The sequence below is a fragment of the Rothia sp. HMSC065B04 genome, from assembly GCF_001812285.1.
GTDB classification, from domain to species: domain Bacteria; phylum Actinomycetota; class Actinomycetes; order Actinomycetales; family Micrococcaceae; genus Rothia; species Rothia mucilaginosa.
Map to the genome: position 1 here is coordinate 187,489 of NZ_KV808406.1, position 18,434 is coordinate 205,922.

At 60.8% G+C, this 18,434-nt stretch carries 14 protein-coding genes; 10 read left to right on the forward strand and 4 right to left on the reverse strand.

All coding sequences use genetic code 11. From position 1 onward, the window contains the following. Positions 1-40 precede the first annotated feature (40 nt). The 8 genes from HMPREF2845_RS00825 (at position 41) to HMPREF2845_RS00860 (ending at position 11,592) form a co-directional block, all read left to right on the forward strand. The gene (locus tag HMPREF2845_RS00825) at positions 41-559 is read left to right on the forward strand and encodes a DUF3180 domain-containing protein (RefSeq protein ID WP_005507616.1); all 519 of its coding nucleotides are present in this window, start codon (positions 41-43) and stop codon (positions 557-559) included. Next, entirely contained in the window at positions 546-1,343 is a 798-nt protein-coding gene (locus HMPREF2845_RS00830; protein WP_070633653.1) for a PH domain-containing protein, read from the forward strand. Before HMPREF2845_RS00825 ends, HMPREF2845_RS00830 begins: the two co-directional genes overlap by 14 nt. Further along, positions 1,343-3,235, forward strand: a complete 1,893-nt coding sequence (locus HMPREF2845_RS00835; RefSeq protein WP_070633654.1) for a PH domain-containing protein — start codon at positions 1,343-1,345, stop codon at positions 3,233-3,235. The genes HMPREF2845_RS00830 and HMPREF2845_RS00835 overlap by 1 nt, the downstream gene beginning before the upstream one ends. A gap of 106 nt (positions 3,236-3,341) precedes the next feature. Next, the gene (locus HMPREF2845_RS00840; RefSeq protein ID WP_049360014.1) at positions 3,342-4,304 is read left to right on the forward strand and encodes a Rossmann-like and DUF2520 domain-containing protein; all 963 of its coding nucleotides are present in this window, start codon (positions 3,342-3,344) and stop codon (positions 4,302-4,304) included. Beyond that, positions 4,301-5,248, forward strand: coding sequence for a pantoate--beta-alanine ligase (gene panC, locus HMPREF2845_RS00845; RefSeq protein WP_049360017.1), 948 nt, complete (start codon positions 4,301-4,303; stop codon positions 5,246-5,248). The genes HMPREF2845_RS00840 and panC overlap by 4 nt, the downstream gene beginning before the upstream one ends. 52 nt (positions 5,249-5,300) lie before the next feature. Continuing rightward, on the forward strand, positions 5,301-6,884 hold the full coding sequence (gene lysS / locus HMPREF2845_RS00850) for a lysine--tRNA ligase (protein WP_080974502.1): 1,584 nt from the start codon (positions 5,301-5,303) through the stop codon (positions 6,882-6,884). A gap of 691 nt (positions 6,885-7,575) precedes the next feature. Continuing rightward, the gene (locus HMPREF2845_RS00855) at positions 7,576-7,929 is read left to right on the forward strand and encodes a histone-like nucleoid-structuring protein Lsr2 (RefSeq protein ID WP_070604962.1); all 354 of its coding nucleotides are present in this window, start codon (positions 7,576-7,578) and stop codon (positions 7,927-7,929) included. A 1,092-nt stretch (positions 7,930-9,021) separates the two neighbouring features. Then, entirely contained in the window at positions 9,022-11,592 is a 2,571-nt protein-coding gene (locus tag HMPREF2845_RS00860) for an ATP-dependent Clp protease ATP-binding subunit (protein ID WP_070633655.1), read from the forward strand. A 134-nt stretch (positions 11,593-11,726) separates the two neighbouring features. Here HMPREF2845_RS00860 and HMPREF2845_RS00865 read toward each other — a convergent pair whose 3' ends face one another. After that, complete coding sequence (locus HMPREF2845_RS00865) at positions 11,727-12,767, reverse strand: HhH-GPD family protein (protein ID WP_070633656.1); 1,041 nt, start codon at positions 12,765-12,767, stop codon at positions 11,727-11,729. Positions 12,768-12,860: 93 nt separating this feature from the next. On the opposite strand from HMPREF2845_RS00865, the gene HMPREF2845_RS00870 reads away from it, so the two are divergent. Then, on the forward strand, positions 12,861-13,658 hold the full coding sequence (locus HMPREF2845_RS00870; protein WP_012902783.1) for a hypothetical protein: 798 nt from the start codon (positions 12,861-12,863) through the stop codon (positions 13,656-13,658). Between the two features lie 124 nt (positions 13,659-13,782). On the opposite strand, the gene HMPREF2845_RS00875 is transcribed toward HMPREF2845_RS00870, so the two are convergent. After that, positions 13,783-14,022: a phosphoglycerol transferase gene (locus HMPREF2845_RS00875; RefSeq protein ID WP_070633657.1), complete on the reverse strand. Its 240-nt coding sequence runs from the start codon at positions 14,020-14,022 to the stop codon at positions 13,783-13,785. A 99-nt stretch (positions 14,023-14,121) separates the two neighbouring features. Further along, entirely contained in the window at positions 14,122-15,198 is a 1,077-nt protein-coding gene (gene disA, locus HMPREF2845_RS00880) for a DNA integrity scanning diadenylate cyclase DisA (protein ID WP_012902785.1), read from the reverse strand. 208 nt (positions 15,199-15,406) lie between these two features. Here disA and radA point away from each other — a divergent pair, with 208 nt between their 5' ends. Next, positions 15,407-16,840, forward strand: coding sequence for a DNA repair protein RadA (radA, locus tag HMPREF2845_RS00885; protein ID WP_049354023.1), 1,434 nt, complete (start codon positions 15,407-15,409; stop codon positions 16,838-16,840). A 116-nt stretch (positions 16,841-16,956) separates the two neighbouring features. Here the strand turns inward: radA and HMPREF2845_RS00890 are convergent, their stop codons facing one another. After that, on the reverse strand, positions 16,957-18,285 hold the full coding sequence (locus HMPREF2845_RS00890; protein ID WP_070633658.1) for an FUSC family protein: 1,329 nt from the start codon (positions 18,283-18,285) through the stop codon (positions 16,957-16,959). Positions 18,286-18,434 lie beyond the last annotated feature (149 nt).

The window sequence follows — 18,434 nt, forward strand, 5'->3', positions numbered from 1 at the left end:
GCACTCTGGAAGGTAGAGGAACCTACCGAAAGGAAACACCATGAAGCCCCTGAGTTATCGGGCGATTATTGTGGCGGCTGTGTGCGGTGCCGCTGCCGCTCTTATGGTGAATTCCGTGATGATTGGCGCCGGTTTTGGTGAGCTGAATTTTTCGTGGATGCTCGGCGCGGTGTGCCTGCTGGTTGCGGCGGGTGCCGTGTGGCTGGGTGTGCAGGTGGCTCGTTATCGTCGTATTCAGACGCGTGAGAAGGTGCCGCATATGGGCCCGATTCTTGCTGCGCGTGCGGTGGCGTATGCGCAGGGTTCCATCATGACCGGTGCCCTGTTGACGGGCTGGTGCGCTGCGATTCTTGGTTACCATGTGGCGATGGTGTCTGTGCGCGGTTTTTCGGTGGTCTTTTGGGAGGTTCTTGTTAATTGTGTGGGCAGTGTTGCCCTGCTGATTGCTGGGCTGTGGGCTCAGCATTGTTGTCGTATTCCGCCGGAGGATGATGAGGATGCGGCCTCCTCTTCCGGTGCTGTAAAGCCGCGAGAGGGAGGAACCTATGTCGGCTCCTAACCAGAATAGTTATTCGCCGAATGGCCAGTACGGGCAGGACGCCCAACAGGGTCAGTATGGTCAGTATGGTCAGAGCCAGCCTGCTCAGCAGAACCAGTACGGGCAGTACCAGCAGGCGGCTTACGGTCAGCCTGGTGCCCCGTATGGACAGCAGACCCAGAATAACCAGCAGACGCAGTATGGACAGCAGGTTCCGCCCGCTGCCGCGTACCCGAACGCGCCTCAGCAGGTTCCCGCGCAGCCGGCACCTTCTCAGCCGGTAAGCTCCCAGCCGGTAGCCTCTCAGCCCGTGCCGGAGCCGCAGTGGGTGCCCGCCGCCTCCGGCTACCTGACGGTTCGTTTTGTTCACACTATTTCTGCCTTGGCGCTCCCGATCCTTGCGGGTGTTGCCATGTATTGTGCGGGCACGTTCTTCGGCGGCCCGGAGGCGCTACGCATCGTCGGCCTGGTGGTGGTCGCGGTGTTTGGTCTGTGGGGTCTGTGGTGGATTCTGACCACTCCGCGCCGTACTCGCGCGCTCGGCTACGCGCTGGAGTCGAATCACCTGATGGCTCGCCGCGGTATCGTGTTCCGTTCGATGAGCTCCATGCCGTACGGCCGCATCCAGTATGTTGATGTGGATTCGGGCCCTCTGGAGCGCATGTGCGGTGTTGCCCGCCTGACGGTGCGCACCGCGGGTACGACCACCGGCACGATGGTGCTGTTCGGTATTCCGCTGAACGTGGCGGAGGAGCTGCGCGCGGATCTGGTGCGCCGCGCCGATGAGCGAATGGCGGCACTCTAATGAGTACCCCGGTTCCGAATAATAACGCCCCGAACTCTCAGGAGCAGAAGTGGTGGCGTGCCGATATCCGCACGTTCATCATGAACCTCTGGTTCATTATTCTGCTGGCGTTCGGCTTCTTCCAGAGCATTATCCTGAATATTTTGACCACCCCGCCGAACGAGTGGGGCGCGCGGCTGACGCAGGCATTTGATGAGAACAGTAGCTACTTCAGCGCAACGTACTCGCAGCTTATCGGCTTCGCCGTGCTCGTGCTGATTCTGGTTGCTGGCTCGATTGACTGGTGGTTTACCCGCTATAGCCTGGACGATTTGGCGATTCACCGCCGTAGCGGTTTTCTGTTCAAGAAGAACCGCACGATCCGTCTGGAGAGCGTGCAGAGCGTGGACATTTCGCGTCCTCTGGTGGCTCGTCTGCTGGGTCTGTCGGAGCTGCGTTTTGAGGTGGCTGACGGCTCTTCGGAGGCGCTGCACATCAAGTACGTTTCTGCCCGCAAGGCGGAGGTTCTGCGCCGCACCGCGATGGCGAGTATTAACCTGCTGCGTTCGGAGGCGGCTGGCCGCCCGGTCGATGTGCTGCCCGATAGCATGCAGATTTCGGCGGAGCGCATGCCGGATGCGAATCAGCTGCACCAGCCGTTTGAGGCATCTTACGAGGCGTCCTATGGTGCGCCTCTGCAGGACGGTACCGTACAGGACGGCACTCAGCTGGTAGCGCCTCAGCAGGGCGCCCAGCAGCTCGCACCCGAGCAGTCTGCACCCCAGCGCCCCGGTACTCAGCAGCCCGGCGCATCCCGCCGCGGCGCTCGCATGCCGATGCCGGTCACGGCTGACCCCTCACAGCCGCCGATTTTCCGCATCTCGAATGTGCGTCTGATTGCCTCCATCATGCTGGAGCACCTGGTGTGGCTGGTGCCCGCCGTGGCCCTCATGGTCGGTGCCGCGGTCATTGCCGCGATGATGGGCGGCGAGAGCCCGTTCCTCATTTTCATGGCGATGCTGCCCGGTATGTTCGCGCCCATGGTCGGTTATGTGGTTGCCCTCTGGACACGTTTTGACGGTGCCGCGAACTTCAAAATCACCCCCAGCGGTCAGGGCGGCGTGACCCTGCGCTACGGTTTCACCGGCACGCACACCCAGAACGTGATGGTTGAGCGTATTCAGGCACTCGCCGTGGAGCAGTCCATCCTGTGGCGTGCGTTCGGCTGGTACCGCATCAAGATGACCATTGCCGGTATTGGTATTGAGAAGAACGACAACCAGAAGGTTGTGACCCGCAATGTTGCCCTGCCGGTTGGCAATAAGCAGGAGACGCTGATGGTGTTGCGCCTGCTGTTGCCCGCCCTGGATGAGGCGCAGGCGCAGGTGCTGCTGGATACCGCTGATGGTTCGCTGAAGAGTCAGAAGCCGCAGGTTCCGGCAATGATTGTGACGCCCTCTTCGGCGCGCTGGATGGACCTGCTCACCTGGAAGCGTAACGGCGTGACCACGGTCGGTTACACTGCCGGTTCGGTGCAGGCGAGCACCCGCATTGATTCTGATGCGGCACGTTCGAGCGTTGGTGAGCATACGCGGGGCGACCTGCTGCTGATTCGTGGCGGCTACTTTATCCGCACGCTGTCGATTGTTCCGGTCAGCCGTGTGCTGAGCGTGAGCCGAGGTCAGGGCCCGCTGCAGCGTGTCTTCGGATGCGCGAGCGTGCATTTCGGTACGGTGCCCGGCCCGGTGCGCACCCTCATGATGCACTTGCCGCCGCGCGTCTGCGAGGATTTGGTGTGGTTGATGACGGTTCGGCTGGAGGGTATTGAGCCCTACTACCGCGTACCGGAACCCGCGCTGGGTTCTGTGCCTGCTGCAAACGGGTACAGCGCGAACGGGTACGGTGCGCTCTAACCCGCCGGGTTAGCGGGCAGCAAAACTGCAGATCGCGCCCTGCCGTCAGTGTTCTTCGTGACACCGACGGCAGGGCCTGCGTAAAAGGGAGAATATACTTAAAGCCGTGATACAGCATTCAAAACCTGCGCGTTTGGGCATTGGAATTATTTCAGCCGGGAGGGTCGGATCCGTCCTCGGTGCGGCTTTGCGCGCCTGCGAGCACACTATTGTGGGTGTTCACGCGGTGTCTGAGGCTTCTCAGGAGCGCGCCGCGATGCTGCTTCCCGATGTGCCGCTGCTGCCGGTGGAGCAGATTGCTGAGCGTAGCGAATTGCTGATTCTTGCGGTTCCCGATGATGAGCTGCCGGGCCTCGTCACCTACCTGGCGTCCTCGGGAAGTATTACCGCCGGTCAGATTCTGGTGCACACCTCCGGCCGTCACGGCACCGAGGTTCTCGCACCGGCGACCGCGCTGGGCGCTATCGGTTTGGCGATTCACCCCGCCATGACGTTTACCGGCATGTCCGTGGACCTGCAGCGTCTGAACGGCACCTGCTTCGCAGTGACCGGGCCTGCACCGTTCATCCCGATTGCTCAGGCACTCGTGGTGGAGATGGGCGGCGAACCCGTGCACGTTGCCGAGGCTGACCGAGCGCTCTACCACGTAGCCTTGGCGCACGCCGCGAACCACCTCGTGACCATCCTGGGTCAGTCCCAGCAGATGCTCGCCTCCATCGGTATTGAGGATCCGGCACGCTACATGGGCCCCCTCGTGCGAGCCGCCGTGGACAATGCGCTCGCCAGCGGTGAGGGTGCTCTCACCGGGCCCGTGGCACGTGGAGACGCAGGCACCGTAAAGGCTCACCTTCAGGCTCTGAATGAGTACTCAGAGCATGAGAAAACAGGTGATATTACAGACTCTTATGCCGCTCTGGCACACGCAACCGCAAAAAGAGCGCATAATAGAGGTTTGTTAAACGATGAACAACTGGGACGAATTGAGAATCTGCTGGGTGAGTCTTCGGACCGCAACCACCCCGGCGATATTGATGATTCAGCCCCCGAAAACAAGGAGTTCTCGTCATGACTGAGACTTCGATGCCCCGAGTCGTGACCACCATTGCGGAGTTCCGCACGGCAATCACCGAATCCCTTGCCGCAGCGCAGGAAGAACTGGACCGGGCCGCCCGCCAGGAGGCGGAGCAGAACGGCACCGCAGTTCAGTACACGAACGCATCCCTGGGCTACGTGCCCACCATGGGCGCCCTGCACGACGGCCACGCAACCCTGTTGCGTCGCGCCGCTGAACAGAACGATGTAGTGGTCGCCTCCATTTTCGTGAACCCGCTGCAGTTTGGCCCCGGCGAGGATTACGAAGCATACCCGCGCACCCTGGAGGCAGACGCTGCCCTGGCTGGTGCCGCCGGTGTTGACATTATTTTTGCCCCCGAGGTTGAAGAGATGTACCCCGACGGTGACCCGCTCATCCGCATTTCGAGCGGCGAGCTGGGCACCAAGTTTGAGGGTGCGACCCGTCCGGGCCACTTTGATGGCGTGCTGGCTGTGGTCAATAAGTTCTTCAACATTATTCGCCCCGCAGCCGGTAACCACCCGGTGAATGCGTACTTCGGTCAGAAGGACGCTCAGCAGTACATCCTGATTCAGCGTATGGTGCGCGATTTCAACCACGACGTGACCATGCGCCCTGTGGCGATTGTTCGCGAAGATAACGGCCTGGCGCTGTCTTCGCGTAATAGCTACCTGTCGGATGAGGAGCGCGAGTCTGCCCTGGTGCTGTCCCGCACCCTGGCTATGTTGCGTGAGAATTCGCTGAACCGTGGCTTCCACGAGATTGATTTGGACGGTGCGCGTGAGCGTATCAACTCCACTCCGGGTGTACGCCTTGACTACCTGGAGCTGGTCGACCCGATGACTTTCGGTGAGCCGACTGAGGAGTCGGAGCGAGTGCTGGCACTGGTTGCTGCGTTCGTTGGCCCGACCCGCCTGATTGACAACATGGACCTGCGCTAAGCGTTCGTTCGTTTAGAAGAGTCCCCAACACACTACACAGATAGGTATCACTGTGAGCACTGAGCACACTGCCGCACCGGCGATTGCTGATATGTCTGAGCAGATGCAGATTCGCCTGGAAAAGCGTGCGAAGCTAATCGAGTCGGGTCGCGAGGCATACCCGGTGGGTCTGCTGGATTCTGAGGGTAACCGCGTGGAGCCCAACCACATTGAGGATTTGCGCGCCGAGTACGATCCGAAGCTGGCTGCTGAGGAGCTGAAGGCTGGCGACGAGACTGACCGTGTGGTGCATGTTGGTGGCCGCGTGGTGTTCGTCCGTAACACCGGTAAGCTGTGCTTTGCGACCCTGCAGGGTGGTACCGAGGGTAAGCGCATCCAGGCGATGCTGTCGCTGGCTGAGGTTGGCGAGGAGTCCCTGTCTGAGTGGAAGTCCCTGGTTGATCTGGGTGACCACGTGTTCGTGACCGGCCGCGTGATTGTTTCTCGCCGCGGTGAGCTGTCCATCATGGTGACCGACTGGAAGATGGCGTCGAAGGCGCTGCGCCCCATGCCGGTTCTGCACAAGGACCTGAACGAGGAAACCCGCGTTCGCCAGCGTTACCTGGACCTGATGGTTCGCGAGGAGGCTCGCGAGCTGGTGAAGAAGCGCGCCCTGATTACCCGCACCGTCCGCCGCGTGCTGGAAGATCACGGCTACATTGAGGTTGAGACCCCCGTTCTGCAGCTGGTGCACGGTGGCGCGACGGCTCGCCCGTTCCGTACCCACCTGAACGCTTTTGACCAGCCGATGACCATGCGTATTGCGACTGAGCTGCCGCTCAAGCGTGCAGTGGTTGGTGGCATTGACCGCGTGTACGAGATTGGCCGCGTGTTCCGTAACGAGGGCGTGGACTCGACCCACAGCCCCGAGTTCACCACCCTGGAGTGCTACGAGACCTATGCTGATCAGTTCGTGATGGCTGAGCGCATGAAGGAGATTATCCAGAGCTGCGCGAAGGCTGTCGGTACCGAGCGTATTGAGACTGAGAACGGCACCATTGACCTGTTTGGTGAGTGGAAGTGGGTTGGCGTGTACCCGGGCTTGTCCGAGGCTGTGGGCGTTGAGATCACCCCCGAGACTGACGCATCCGTTCTGCGTGAAATCGCTGAGAAGCACGAGGTTGATATCGACCCGAAGTGGGACGCTGAGAAGCTGGTGACCGAGCTCTTCGGTGAGATTGTTGAGCCGACCCTGGTGAACCCGACCTTCGTGTACGATTACCCGCCGAGCGCTCAGCCGCTGGCTCGTCCGCACCGTTCCGGTGAGCCCCTGATTGAGGCGTGGGACCTGATTATTGGCGGTATGGAGCGCGGTACCGCGTTCTCTGAGCTGATTGACCCGGTCATTCAGCGTGAGCGCCTGACCGCTCAGTCGCTGCTGGCTGCTGCCGGTGACGATGAGGCGATGGAGCTGGATGAGGACTTCCTGCGCGCCCTGGAGCACGGTGCACCCCCGATGGGTGGCCTGGGTCTGGGCATTGACCGTCTGATTATGTTGCTGGCGGGCGATCAGGATCCGGAGCGTCCGGGTACTGTGGTGCGTCAGCCCGGTATTCGTGAGACTATTCTCTTCCCCCTGATGAAGCCGGAGGCCTAAGCTTCCCCTTCACCTGTGAGGGTGTTAATGCGGCGGGTGCCGCGGATACGGTTGTATCTGCGGCACCCGCCGTTTTCTGTGCACTCTTTTGCACGGTGTATAGCTTCTGAGGTGGAGTTTTCTGTTTGTTTGCACAGGTCAGGGACGTTTTAAGGTGCTTTTTTGCTCTATTCTGGTGCTGATTTATGCTGCTCTATTCACTCTGGCGGGGGTTTCTGCTCTTATGCATGAACGCGTTACATAGAAAATAATGAGGGGTTGGGAGATAGCAGAATTTCGCTTTTGAATAGAGCTGAAATGTATGGTGCGAATGGTCTAATGTGCAGGCTCGTGCGGGCGCTATATTTCACTCAGATTGTCGGGGACGCCGGGGTACATTATTAGGTGTCTTTGTCTCTGGGGGCTGTGTCTGCTGCCTGGAAGAATCCAAAGTATTTGCACTCTAAACTTCACTTTAATGTTCTTGTAGCGAGTGCAGATTTAACGGGGATGCACAGAAGCGATATATCGCTGCGGATGATTGGCGTATTGTTTCAAAGCTCAGAATATTTTCGGAATCTTTAATATATTTCTGATACTATATGAAAGAAAATTAGTACATAAATATATCCGGCACACTATTTTCTCAATCCCGATAGAGGCTTTTGAGTTTACTCCACAGGATATATGCAACAGATGAGGAGGTGCCTCAATGGCACAGAAGGTTCGCATCATCCTTGAAGACGATCTCGATGGCGGCCCCGCAGACGAAACTATCCGTTTTGGTCTGGACGGCGCTCACTACGAAATCGATTTGTCCTCCGCAAACGCAGCTCGCCTGCGTGACGCTATCCGCCCCTTCGTAGCGAAGTCCCGCCGCGTGCAGGGCACCGCTACCCAGCGCACCCGTGCCCCCCGTGGTACCGCTGCTCCGGTTAAGCGCAACCCCGAGACCGCAGCAATTCGCGAGTGGGCTAAGGCTAACGGCCACAAGGTTTCTGACCGCGGTCGTATCCACCAGGATGTTCAGGACGCATACTACGAAGCAATGAAGGCTCAGGACTAAAAGTTCTAAGTTATTACGCGTAACCGGAGGGGTTGGTTCTTCAAGGCTCTAAACCTCCGAGCGCTTAGGGCGGACGGTGTTATCACCGTCCGCCTTTAGTTTTGCCCCGGTATTTCTTGATATGCGTTACATATCTGCTGGGGGTGGTGGGGTGTTTTTATATCACCCACCCCAATTAACTATTTACATGTAAAATATATTGATCCTTTGCTGATGCCCGCTTCTGAATTATTAGGAGGAAGAGTGGGGAATCGGATGCGCAATCTGGTGTCGAGTGCGGGTTCCCCATTTAGGTTTCATGCATTGGCAGGAACACTAAAGGTAATGTTGCATTAATCTCTTCAAAGCGGGGGATATGCACTGTGATATTCATGCGATCGTTGCGTTGGGTATTCCATCGAAGGGGCTGGAATGTACTGACTGAAATTTTCGAATAATTGGGAGCCCTGCATCTTCGGTGGGGCTTTCAGAACTTACGGATTATCTCTTGATGGGGCGCCGAAATGATGCGGGAATTATCCGGAAAATAAGCGCCGCGTTATCCGGCAAATATTTTTTGCGAATTATTGAAATTTCTCACTTAAACATATAAATTTTTAAAAATTTCTGCAATATATTCATGCACGTGCAGGAAACAAGCGGTTTAGGTGTTGGTCTATGTGGGTTCTTGTGTGTTCGCCCCTCCCGCAAACCCTCGTATCGGCACCGTAGACCCTCGGAACCCACTTGTAGCACCTGTCCGCGGTACATCCGACGGCAATATGCGCACACTCTGCACAGACTGCCTCCGCAAAAACAGCCAGCCCCGGCAAAAACAGCTGGCCTCGGGAGAAGCAGTCAGCACCGACAAAAACAGCTAGCACCGACCTGGCGGCACCCATCCACCTTCAGGTAGGCTCACCTGCGTGAGCTAGACCCCTCAAAACCGCCCCCGAGCCCCGCCAGAAGCCCCGAAACCGCGCCTAAACCGCCCCTAGAACGCCCGGAACAGCTCATCTGTTCTCTTGATGGCGAACAGACGCCCATCAGCCCGCCCTTTCAGCCGCGCTCAACGTACTCTTGTATCAATAGGAAAATGCAAGGAGTGCGTAAATGTTTGAACGCTTTACCGATCGAGCTCGGCGCGTTGTGGTGCTTGCCCAGGAAGAGGCACGCATGCTCAACCACAACTACATCGGTACCGAACACCTTCTGCTCGGTCTGATTCACGAGGGCGAAGGCATCGGTGCCCGCGCCCTGGAATCATTGGGCGTTACCCTGAACGCAGTACGTGAACAGGTTCAGGACATCGTCGGCCCCGGCCCCCAGGCGCCTAACGGCCACATCCCCTTCACCCCGCGCGCGAAGAAGGTTCTCGAACTGTCCATGCGCGAGGCTATTCAGCTGAACCACGGCTACATCGGCACCGAACACATCCTGCTGGGCATGGTTCGTGCAAACGAGGGCGTGGCAAACCAGGTGCTGGTCAAGCTGGGCGCTGAGCCCGCTGCCGTGCGCCAGGCCGTGATGGACTTGATTTCCGGCTACCCCGGCAACAACTCCGGTGAAAAGGAAACCGCCGGCGTGGGTGCAGGCAACTCTCGCGAAGGCACTCCCGCGGGTTCGACCATCCTGGATCAGTTCGGCCGCAACCTCACCGCAGCAGCGCGTGAGGGCGAGCTGGACCCGGTCATCGGCCGCCACAAGGAGATGGAACGCGTCATGCAGGTCCTCTCCCGCCGTACTAAGAACAACCCCGTGCTGATTGGTGAGCCCGGTGTCGGTAAGACCGCCGTCGTGGAGGGCCTGGCACAGGCTATCGTGCACGGTGACGTCCCCGAAACCCTCAAGGACAAGCACCTGTACACCCTGGACCTGGGCTCCCTGGTCGCAGGTTCGCGCTACCGCGGTGACTTCGAAGAGCGCCTGAAGAAGGTTCTGAAGGAGATTCGCTCCCGCGGCGACATCATCCTGTTCATTGACGAGATCCACACCCTCGTTGGTGCAGGTGCCGCAGAGGGCGCAATTGACGCTGCCTCCATCCTCAAGCCCATGCTGGCTCGAGGCGAACTGCAGACCATCGGTGCAACCACCCTGGACGAGTACCGCAAGCACATTGAGAAGGACGCCGCCCTGGAACGCCGCTTCCAGCCGATTCAGGTTGATGAGCCCTCTCAGGAGCTCGCCGTGCAGATCCTCAAGGGCGTGCGCGATAAGTACGAGGCACACCACCGCGTCACCATTACCGACGAGGCTATCGAGACTGCCGTGAACCTTGCGGCACGCTACATCTCTGACCGCTTCCTGCCGGATAAGGCTGTCGACCTGATTGACGAGGCGGGCGCACGCCTGCGCATCAAGCGCATGACCGCACCCCCGGAAATCAAGCTGCTCGACGAGAAGGCCGCCAAGCTGCGCCAGCAGAAGGAAGACGCCATCAACTCCCAGGATTACGAGAAGGCCGCAGGCCTGCGTGATCAGGAGCAGAAGGTCCTGGCTGAGAAGGAAGAAGCCGAGAAGGCATGGCGCGAAGGCGGCGACGCATTCGGCACCGTGACCCCCGAGGTTATTTCTGAGGTTCTGGCCGCTTCCACCGGTGTTCCCGTCTACAAGATCACCGAGGAAGAGTCCAGCCGCCTGCTGACCATGGAGCAGGAGCTCCACAAGCGCGTTATCGGTCAGGAGCACGCTATTGCGGCACTGTCCCGCGCTATCCGCCGTACCCGCGCAGGTCTGAAGGACCCGCGCCGTCCCGGTGGTTCGTTCATCTTCGCCGGTCCGACCGGTGTGGGTAAGACCGAGCTTGCTAAGGCTCTGGCGGAATTCCTGTTCGGTGATGAGGATTCGCTCATCACCCTGGATATGTCCGAGTACCAGGAGAAGCACACCGTCTCCCGTCTGTTCGGTGCGCCTCCCGGCTACGTTGGCTACGATGAGGGCGGCCAGCTGACCGAGAAGGTCCGCCGCAAGCCCTTCTCCGTGGTCCTGTTCGACGAGGTTGAGAAGGCTCACGCTGACCTGTTCAACTCGCTGCTGCAGATTCTGGAAGACGGTCGCCTGACCGACTCGCAGGGTCGCGTGGTGGACTTCAAGAACACCGTCATCATCATGACCACCAACCTGGGTTCGCGTGACGTGAACCGCCGTATCCCGGTTGGTTTCCAGGCGATGGATGACACTGCAGCCGACTACGAGCGTATGCAGGCACGCGTGATGGAGAACCTCAAGGAGCACTTCCGCCCCGAGTTCCTCAACCGTGTGGATGACATTATCGTCTTCCCGCAGCTCTCCGAGTCTGAGATTCTGCAGATTGTGGACCTCTTCGTGGGTCGCCTGGCTAAGCGCCTGGCGGAGCAGGATATGTCCATTGAGCTGACCAACGCTGCGAAGGTTCTCATGGCGGCTAAGGGTTACGACCCGTCCATGGGTGCTCGTCCGCTGCGCCGCGAGATGCAGCGCAACATTGAGGACGCCCTGTCTGAGAAGATCCTCTTCGGCGACATCAAGCCCGGTGAGAAGATCACCGTGGACGTTGAAGGTGAGGGCGACTCCGCGAAGTTCGTCTTCTCTTCGCAGCCGATGAAGGAGCTGGCTCTGGACTCGGTGCAGGAGCTGAACGAGGGCGAGTCTTCCGAGGCTCCCGCAGCTGAGGCACCTGCCGCTGAGGGTCAGGGCAACGACTAGGCTCTGAAATAAGCTCTAGGTAGCTAGGTTCTAGTGCACTAAACGCATGAGGGGCGGTACCGGAAGTATCCGGTACCGCCCCTCAGGCGTTTCTATGCTTTTGGGAGGCTCTAGGAGCCTCTCTGTGGCGGGTACTAGAGTGAGACGAGCACAGTATCGCCCTGCGTGACTTCGCGGGCGAGAGAGTCCGCCAGCAGCCCCGCGTAGCAGCGCTGCAGCTGCTCGGCGGCGGGGGAGAGCGCATACAGCGCCTTGAGCGGGCGGTGCACCGCGGCGGGTGCATCAGCTGGGAATGCCAGGTCGGGCGAAGTTGTATCGCTAGCTGAAGTTGCACCCGAAGACGCACCCAGGATGAGGTCGCGCTCCACCGGCTCATGCGCCGCACGCAGCACCGCCATCACCGCGCCGCGCACCTGACGGTCCGTGCCGTGCCAGCTCTGACCCTTGGGGGTGTAGTCAGCCTCCGGCTTGCCTGCCGCAACCCAGGCGCACAGATCCTCCACCGGGCACAGCTGACAGCTCGGGGACTTCGCCGTGCAGACCAGCGCACCGAGCTCCATGGTCGCCGCATTCCACAGGCAGGAGGTGGGGGTATCGGCGGGCATGAGCGCCTCCGCCAGGCGAGTCTCAGCCGCGGTCAACGAGCGGGAGGGTAGCGCCTTGCCGGAGACAGCGCGCGCGTGCACGCGGCGGATGTTCGTATCAATGACCGTGGCGCGCAGACCGAACGCGAACACGCTAATCGCCGCCGCCGTGTAGGAACCCACGCCCGGCAGAGCCAGCAGCGCCTCGTAGTCGGCGGGAACCTCACCGCCGTGCTGCTCCACAATCGCCACTGCGGCACCGTGCAGACGCTGCGCGCGGCGCGGGTAACCCAACCTGCCCCAGGCGCGCACCGCCTCCGAGGCGGGCTCGGCGGCAAGGTCGGCGGGGGTGGGCCAGCGGCGCATCCACTCCTCCCACACGGGCAGCACGCGCTTGACGGGGGTCTGCTGCAGCATGAACTCGCTGACCATCACACCCCAGGGGGTGCACTCGTCGCGACGCCACGGCAAATCGCGTGCCTGGTCGAGGAACCATCCATTGATTCGGTGGTGGAGTGCCTCGATGTTGGTGCCTTCGGGTAGGGCGGGTTCGGGGCGTGTGCGTGCGGTGCGTTTGGGCTCTGAGGTCATCCGAAAAGCCTACGCCACAGGGCATATATTCCCAAAACCGCATGAACGGGGTTCACTGTGATTCTCAGGGTTAAACCCGGTATCCTTAAGGGTATGTCTGAAAATGGTCCCGTTCTGCCTCCCGAAGTGTACCGCCGTCGTCGTATCGTAGCGGTCATTGCTCTGCTCGCTGTCATTCTGCTGCTGGTCGCCGGCGTGACCTCCATGGTCGGCATGATTAACGGCAAGAAGGACGCCACTGTAGCCTCCACTGCGACGGCTTCCGGTGCACCCTTCCAGAGCTTCAGCGCTCGCCCCTCCGAAACTGCTTCGGCTACCCCGTCCGCTAGCGCGACTGCCTCTGCAACCGCGTCTGCGTCGGCTAGTGCTACTGCTTCGGCAACTCCTTCGGTGACCGCTTCTGCGGCACCCACCGCAAGCGTGACCCCCACTGCGGCAACCACCCCCGCGGCGACCCCGACTGCTCCCGCACCTACTCCGAGCGTGACCACTGCGGCTGTCGCGGCGGCGTGCACCGCGAACGACCTGAAGGTGACCGTCACCCCCGCGAAGCGTACCTTCGCTGCCGGTGAGCAGGTGTCCTTCCACGTGACCTACACGAACTCCTCGAAGACCCCCTGCGCTGTGGGCGGCGAGGGTGCGAACACCGGCGTGGACCTGAACATCACCTCCGGTGCGGCTCAGGTGTACACCCGCAGCCTGTGCGCGGCGACCGCCGTTCAGAAGGCTGAGGTAGCCGCAGGTGCCGAGGCGGCAACCGACCTGGCGTGGGACCGTAAGATCAACGTCCTGGGTTGCTCTTCCGCTTCGACCGCTCAGAAGGGTTCTTACTGGGCGACCGCTACGGTGAATGGTGTGAGCTCGGCTCAGGTGAACTTTGTGATTCAGTAGTTCACCAACCTGATGTTCACAACGTCTGAACTTTCATAGTTTTTGCCCGTGAATGGGCGCGAAAAGCCCCCGTGCTGGATATTCTCCGGTGCGGGGGCTTTTTGTATAGGTCTATTGCGTGGCGCTATTTGGAGGCGCGCGGCTTGGCGAAGCGGCGCTCACCCAGGTACCCGAGCAGGCTTCCGAATGCGGTCCACTGTAGTGCCGCCAAAAGCAGGGTGGACAGGTCGGTCACCTCAAAGGAATTGGGGATGACCTTGAACCACAGCAGCGGCAGGTAAATTAGGAACAGAATGGGGGACGCCCACACGAAGAACGGGACGGGGTGCTTGGCCGACGGATACTTAGCTCGTGAGTACGACATTGTGACCTCCTTGGGGTGTCAAGGTGCGGAGAAAACTCCGCTGTCACTGCATCATAGCGCAAAAATATTCTCCGGGGGGGGGGATTACGCGCCGCTGACTTAGAGATATTTCTCCAGGCTGCTCTCCGCCATGCGGGAGAGCTGCTCACGCACCGTGCGGGCACGAGCCTCACCCACACCGTCCACGGCGCGCAGGTCCTCAAGGGACGCCGCCATGAGAGCCTGCAGGCTACCAAAGCGCTCCACCAGACGCTCAGAAATAGCGTTCGGGATGCTCGGAATGCCGGCAAGCAGGCGGAAACCGCGAGGCTGCAGGGGTAGCTCCAGGTCGGGGTTCTCACCAAAGCCGACAGTGCGGGCAATCGTGCGCAGATCCACGATGTCCATATCGTCCAGGTTCTGCAGAGCCTCAACGCCGGCGGTAATCAGCTCGTCGTTCACCTCGGGCAGGTAGTCGCGCAGAATCAGGTCGCTGGCGGTCATCTCGGGGGCGCGCAGCTCCTCCAGCTGCAGGGCAATCAGGCGGCCGTGCACGCCGAGCTCCAGCACGTAGTGGCTGACCTCGCGGATAATGCGGTTCACCATCTCCATGCGCTGCAGGGTCATCGCCACGTCGCTCAGGGAAACGTTCGATTCAATCTCCTGGGCAGACAGGTTGGAGAGCACCGAACGCAGACGCTTCTTGTAGCTTTCAAGGGTCTGAATCGCCTGGTTTGCGCGAGCCATCAGGTACTGGCTGTCCTCAACCATGTAGCGGGTGCCGTCAACGTACACCGAAATCACGGACATCGATGCACTCACCGAAATCACCGGGAAACCGGTCTGAATTGCGGTGCGCTCGGCGGTGCGATGGCGGGTGCCGGACTCGTTCGTTTCAATGGAGGCGTCCGGCATGAGCTGCACGCCGGCGTGCAACAGGCGGGTGGCGTCGCGGTCGCAGATGATAGCGCCATCCATCTTCGCCAGCTCGCGCAGGCGGGTTGCCGAGAACTCAGTGTCGATATTGAAACCGCCCGACGACAGGGAGGATACGGTGCGGTCGGATCCGAGTACGATGAGTGCGCCCGTACGGCCACGCATGATGCGTTCCAGGCCCTCGCGGAGCTCGGTGCCGGGGGCGATTCGGGCGATAGTTTTAAGCAATAGGTCACTATAATTCATCTGCACGAAAACCATTGTACCCGTAAGGGTGGTTATTGAGCCAGGTCAGGGGCGGAACGGCGGGCTAAAGTGCCTCAAAAACGAACGGATATTCTCGATATTTATACGGGAGTGCACCGGGCTAAACTATCTGCGTTTAAGAGTAAAAATGCGTTCTGTGGCACCCCATTTCGCCGTGACCAAACACCGCGCGCCATATCGCCCCAGACCCTAAAATAGACCCATGACCGCGCGCACGAAAAACACCAAAACCGCACCCGCCTACCGCTGCACCGAATGCGGCTGGACCACCGCCAAATGGGTAGGCCGCTGCGGCGAATGCCAAACCTGGGGCACCGTTGAAGAAGCCGCCGGGGGCACCCGCGCGCGTACCCGCGCCGCATCCAGCGTGCAGAAACCCGCCCAGCCCATTGCAGAAGTCGACTCGCGCGTAGCCGCCTACATGAGCACCGGAAACCCCGAATTTGATCGCGTGCTCGGCGGCGGACTCGTACCCGGCGCGGTCATCCTCATGGCGGGCGAACCCGGCGTGGGCAAATCCACCCTGCTGCTGGATGTCGCCGCCACCTTCGCGCGCGGCACCGCCGGGATTGCGGGACAGCAGGGGGCGCAGAATATCGCACCCCAGCCGCCGCGCCCGGTCCTGTACATCACCGGCGAGGAATCCGCCGCGCAGGTCAAACTCCGCGCCGACCGCATCGGCGCCATCGCGGACACCCTCTACCTGACCAGCGAAACCGACCTCGGCACCGCCCTGGCGCATATTGAGCAGGTCAACCCCTCCCTGCTGGTCATTGACTCGGTGCAGACCCTCGCCTCCGCGGAAGTTGAGGGTAGCGCCGGCGGCGTGACCCAGGTGCGTGAGGTTGCCGCCTCCGTGATTGCCGCGGCTAAGGAACGCAATATGTGCACCCTGCTCGTGGGCCACGTGACTAAGGAAGGCACCATCGCGGGCCCGCGCCTGCTCGAGCACCTGGTGGACGTGGTCTGCCAGTTCGAGGGCGATAAGCACTCGAATATCCGCATGCTGCGCGCGATTAAGAACCGCTTCGGACCCACCGACGAGGTGGGCTGCTTTGACATGCACGAGGACGGCATCGCACCCGTGCTGGACCCCTCCGGCATGTTTGTTTCGAGCACCCCGCACCCGGTGGCTGGCACCTGCGTGACCGTCACGATGGAGGGCCGCCGCCCCCTGCTCGCCGAGGTTCAGGCGCTGCTGGATCAGGCGGTGGCACCCGCCCCTCGCCGCACCGTTTCCGGTCTGGATTCGGCGCGTATCCAGATGCTGTTGGCGGTGCTGCAGCGCCGCGCCGGGCTGAACGTGGGCAAGCTCGACTGCTACGTCTCCACGGTGGGCGGTGCAAAAATTGCCGAGCCCGCCGCCGACCTGGCGTGCGTCATGGCGCTCGCCTCGGCAGCTCAAAATAAGCCGCTACCGCGCAAGCTCGCGGTCTTTGGCGAGGTCGGTCTGGCGGGTGAGGTGCGCGCCGTTCCGGGCATCCGCCAGCGCATCGCGGAGGTGGGCCGTCTGGGCTTCACACACGTGCTGGTGCCCGCCTCCCCGACCGGCGTGGGGGACGTGCCCGAGGGCGTGACCGTGCGTGAGGTAACCACCCTGGGTGAGGCGCTCGCGCTGCTCTTCCCGCAGAAGTAAAACACCTAAAGACACAGCAAAGGGGACTCCCGGCTGGCGTGAATGCCGCCGGGAGCCCCCTCCGTTGTGTCCTTGATGGTTGCCACTGACCCCGATAGAAGCCCGCTAGAGCCTAGTTAGGAGGAGCGGCTCTCCTCCTCGTTCTCGTGCAACATAATGTTGATCGAGCGGGTGTTGAGCTTGTTCGTGCGGTGGGTGTTCACCGCGCTATCGGTCACGTCATCAACCACCGTGGAATCGTCCATGTCAGCGTCCACAATCGGGATTGCCGAGGTGCGCGGTGCGTGCTTCGTGACCGCCTCGCCGAGGGGCACGAGAACCGCCACGGCGTCCTTGTGGGACATGCCGGTCGCCTCCAAAAAGTCGACCACAATCAGACGGAGCATCAGCACCAGCGACTCGCCCTCAAAAGTTGCCACACCCATGGTGCGCGGCTCGAGGGTGCCGGCAAGCTTAATCATGCGCTCGCGTGCCGCCATCATGTAGTGCTCGCGTTCGCCTTCGGTCGGTGCAGACATGCCCAGGCCGAGGCTTTGCGCCGCCAACGACAGCTCGGTCAGCGCGTCACTGAGCGAAAGCTGTGCGGCAGTACGCAACTGCACGTGGTGAATCGTGGACGCCATGCGGCGGTTGAGCACGCGGTCGTTACGAATCGCCAAATCCACCGCGGCGAGGGTCTTCGCCATGCGCGCCAGCTCGCCCTTGCTCTTGCGGCTATTCCAGGACAGCTCGCTCATGCCCTGCGCGGTAATCAGGTCACCGCGGCATGCATCGTAGAGCGGCTGCAGGGCGCGCGCATCGAGCAGGCTCTGGTACGCCTTGTTGTAATCGTAGTAGCGGATTGCCTCGGAGGAGAGCTGGAAAACCTTCGCGAACGCATCCATGAGAGCCTGCGCGCGGGCACGCGGGTTCTTACGCGGGTCGCGCGGCATCAGGTACATGGCGAGGAACGCAAAGGCGCCACCAACGATACCGTCGAAACTGCGGGTGAACGCATCGTCAGGTACGGGCAGTAGCAACGTGAAACAGGCCTGGAAGCTGAGCTGAATCGTAAAAATAATGCCCTTATCAATAAATCGGGCAATAATCACGGTCAAGAAAAGCACCACTGCCGCCTGCCAGGTGCCGTGACCGAGCAGAATCAGCAGAAGGTCGCCAATGAGAATGCCGAGGGTCACGCCGAAGGAGACCTCAAGGATTCGGCGGGAATGCTTAGCACCGCTTACATAGCCGAGAGATACGAGGGCGGCAACCGGCGCGAAAATGGGTTCCTGGTGGCCCAGGATGTGCTCAGCGAAAAGCCAAGCGCCCATAGACGCCGCAACAATCTGCACAGACTGAAAGAAGTCAGCCCGGACTCGGTGAATACCCTCATGGACGAACTGCCGGGTGTTCTGTTCAGTAGTGCGTAGAATCTCTGCGAAGCGTGCCATGAGCACCATCATACCGGCGCGTGTGCTCTGTACAAGGGGGTAGGGGAGTGTTGGGTGCAAGTGTGAGAGACCCCGCGCCCCGTACCCGCCCTATACCCGCTCCGAAGCCGCGTTTTTCGCGGAAACCTAGCTCCAAAACCGCTGCTCTAGCTCCGTTACGC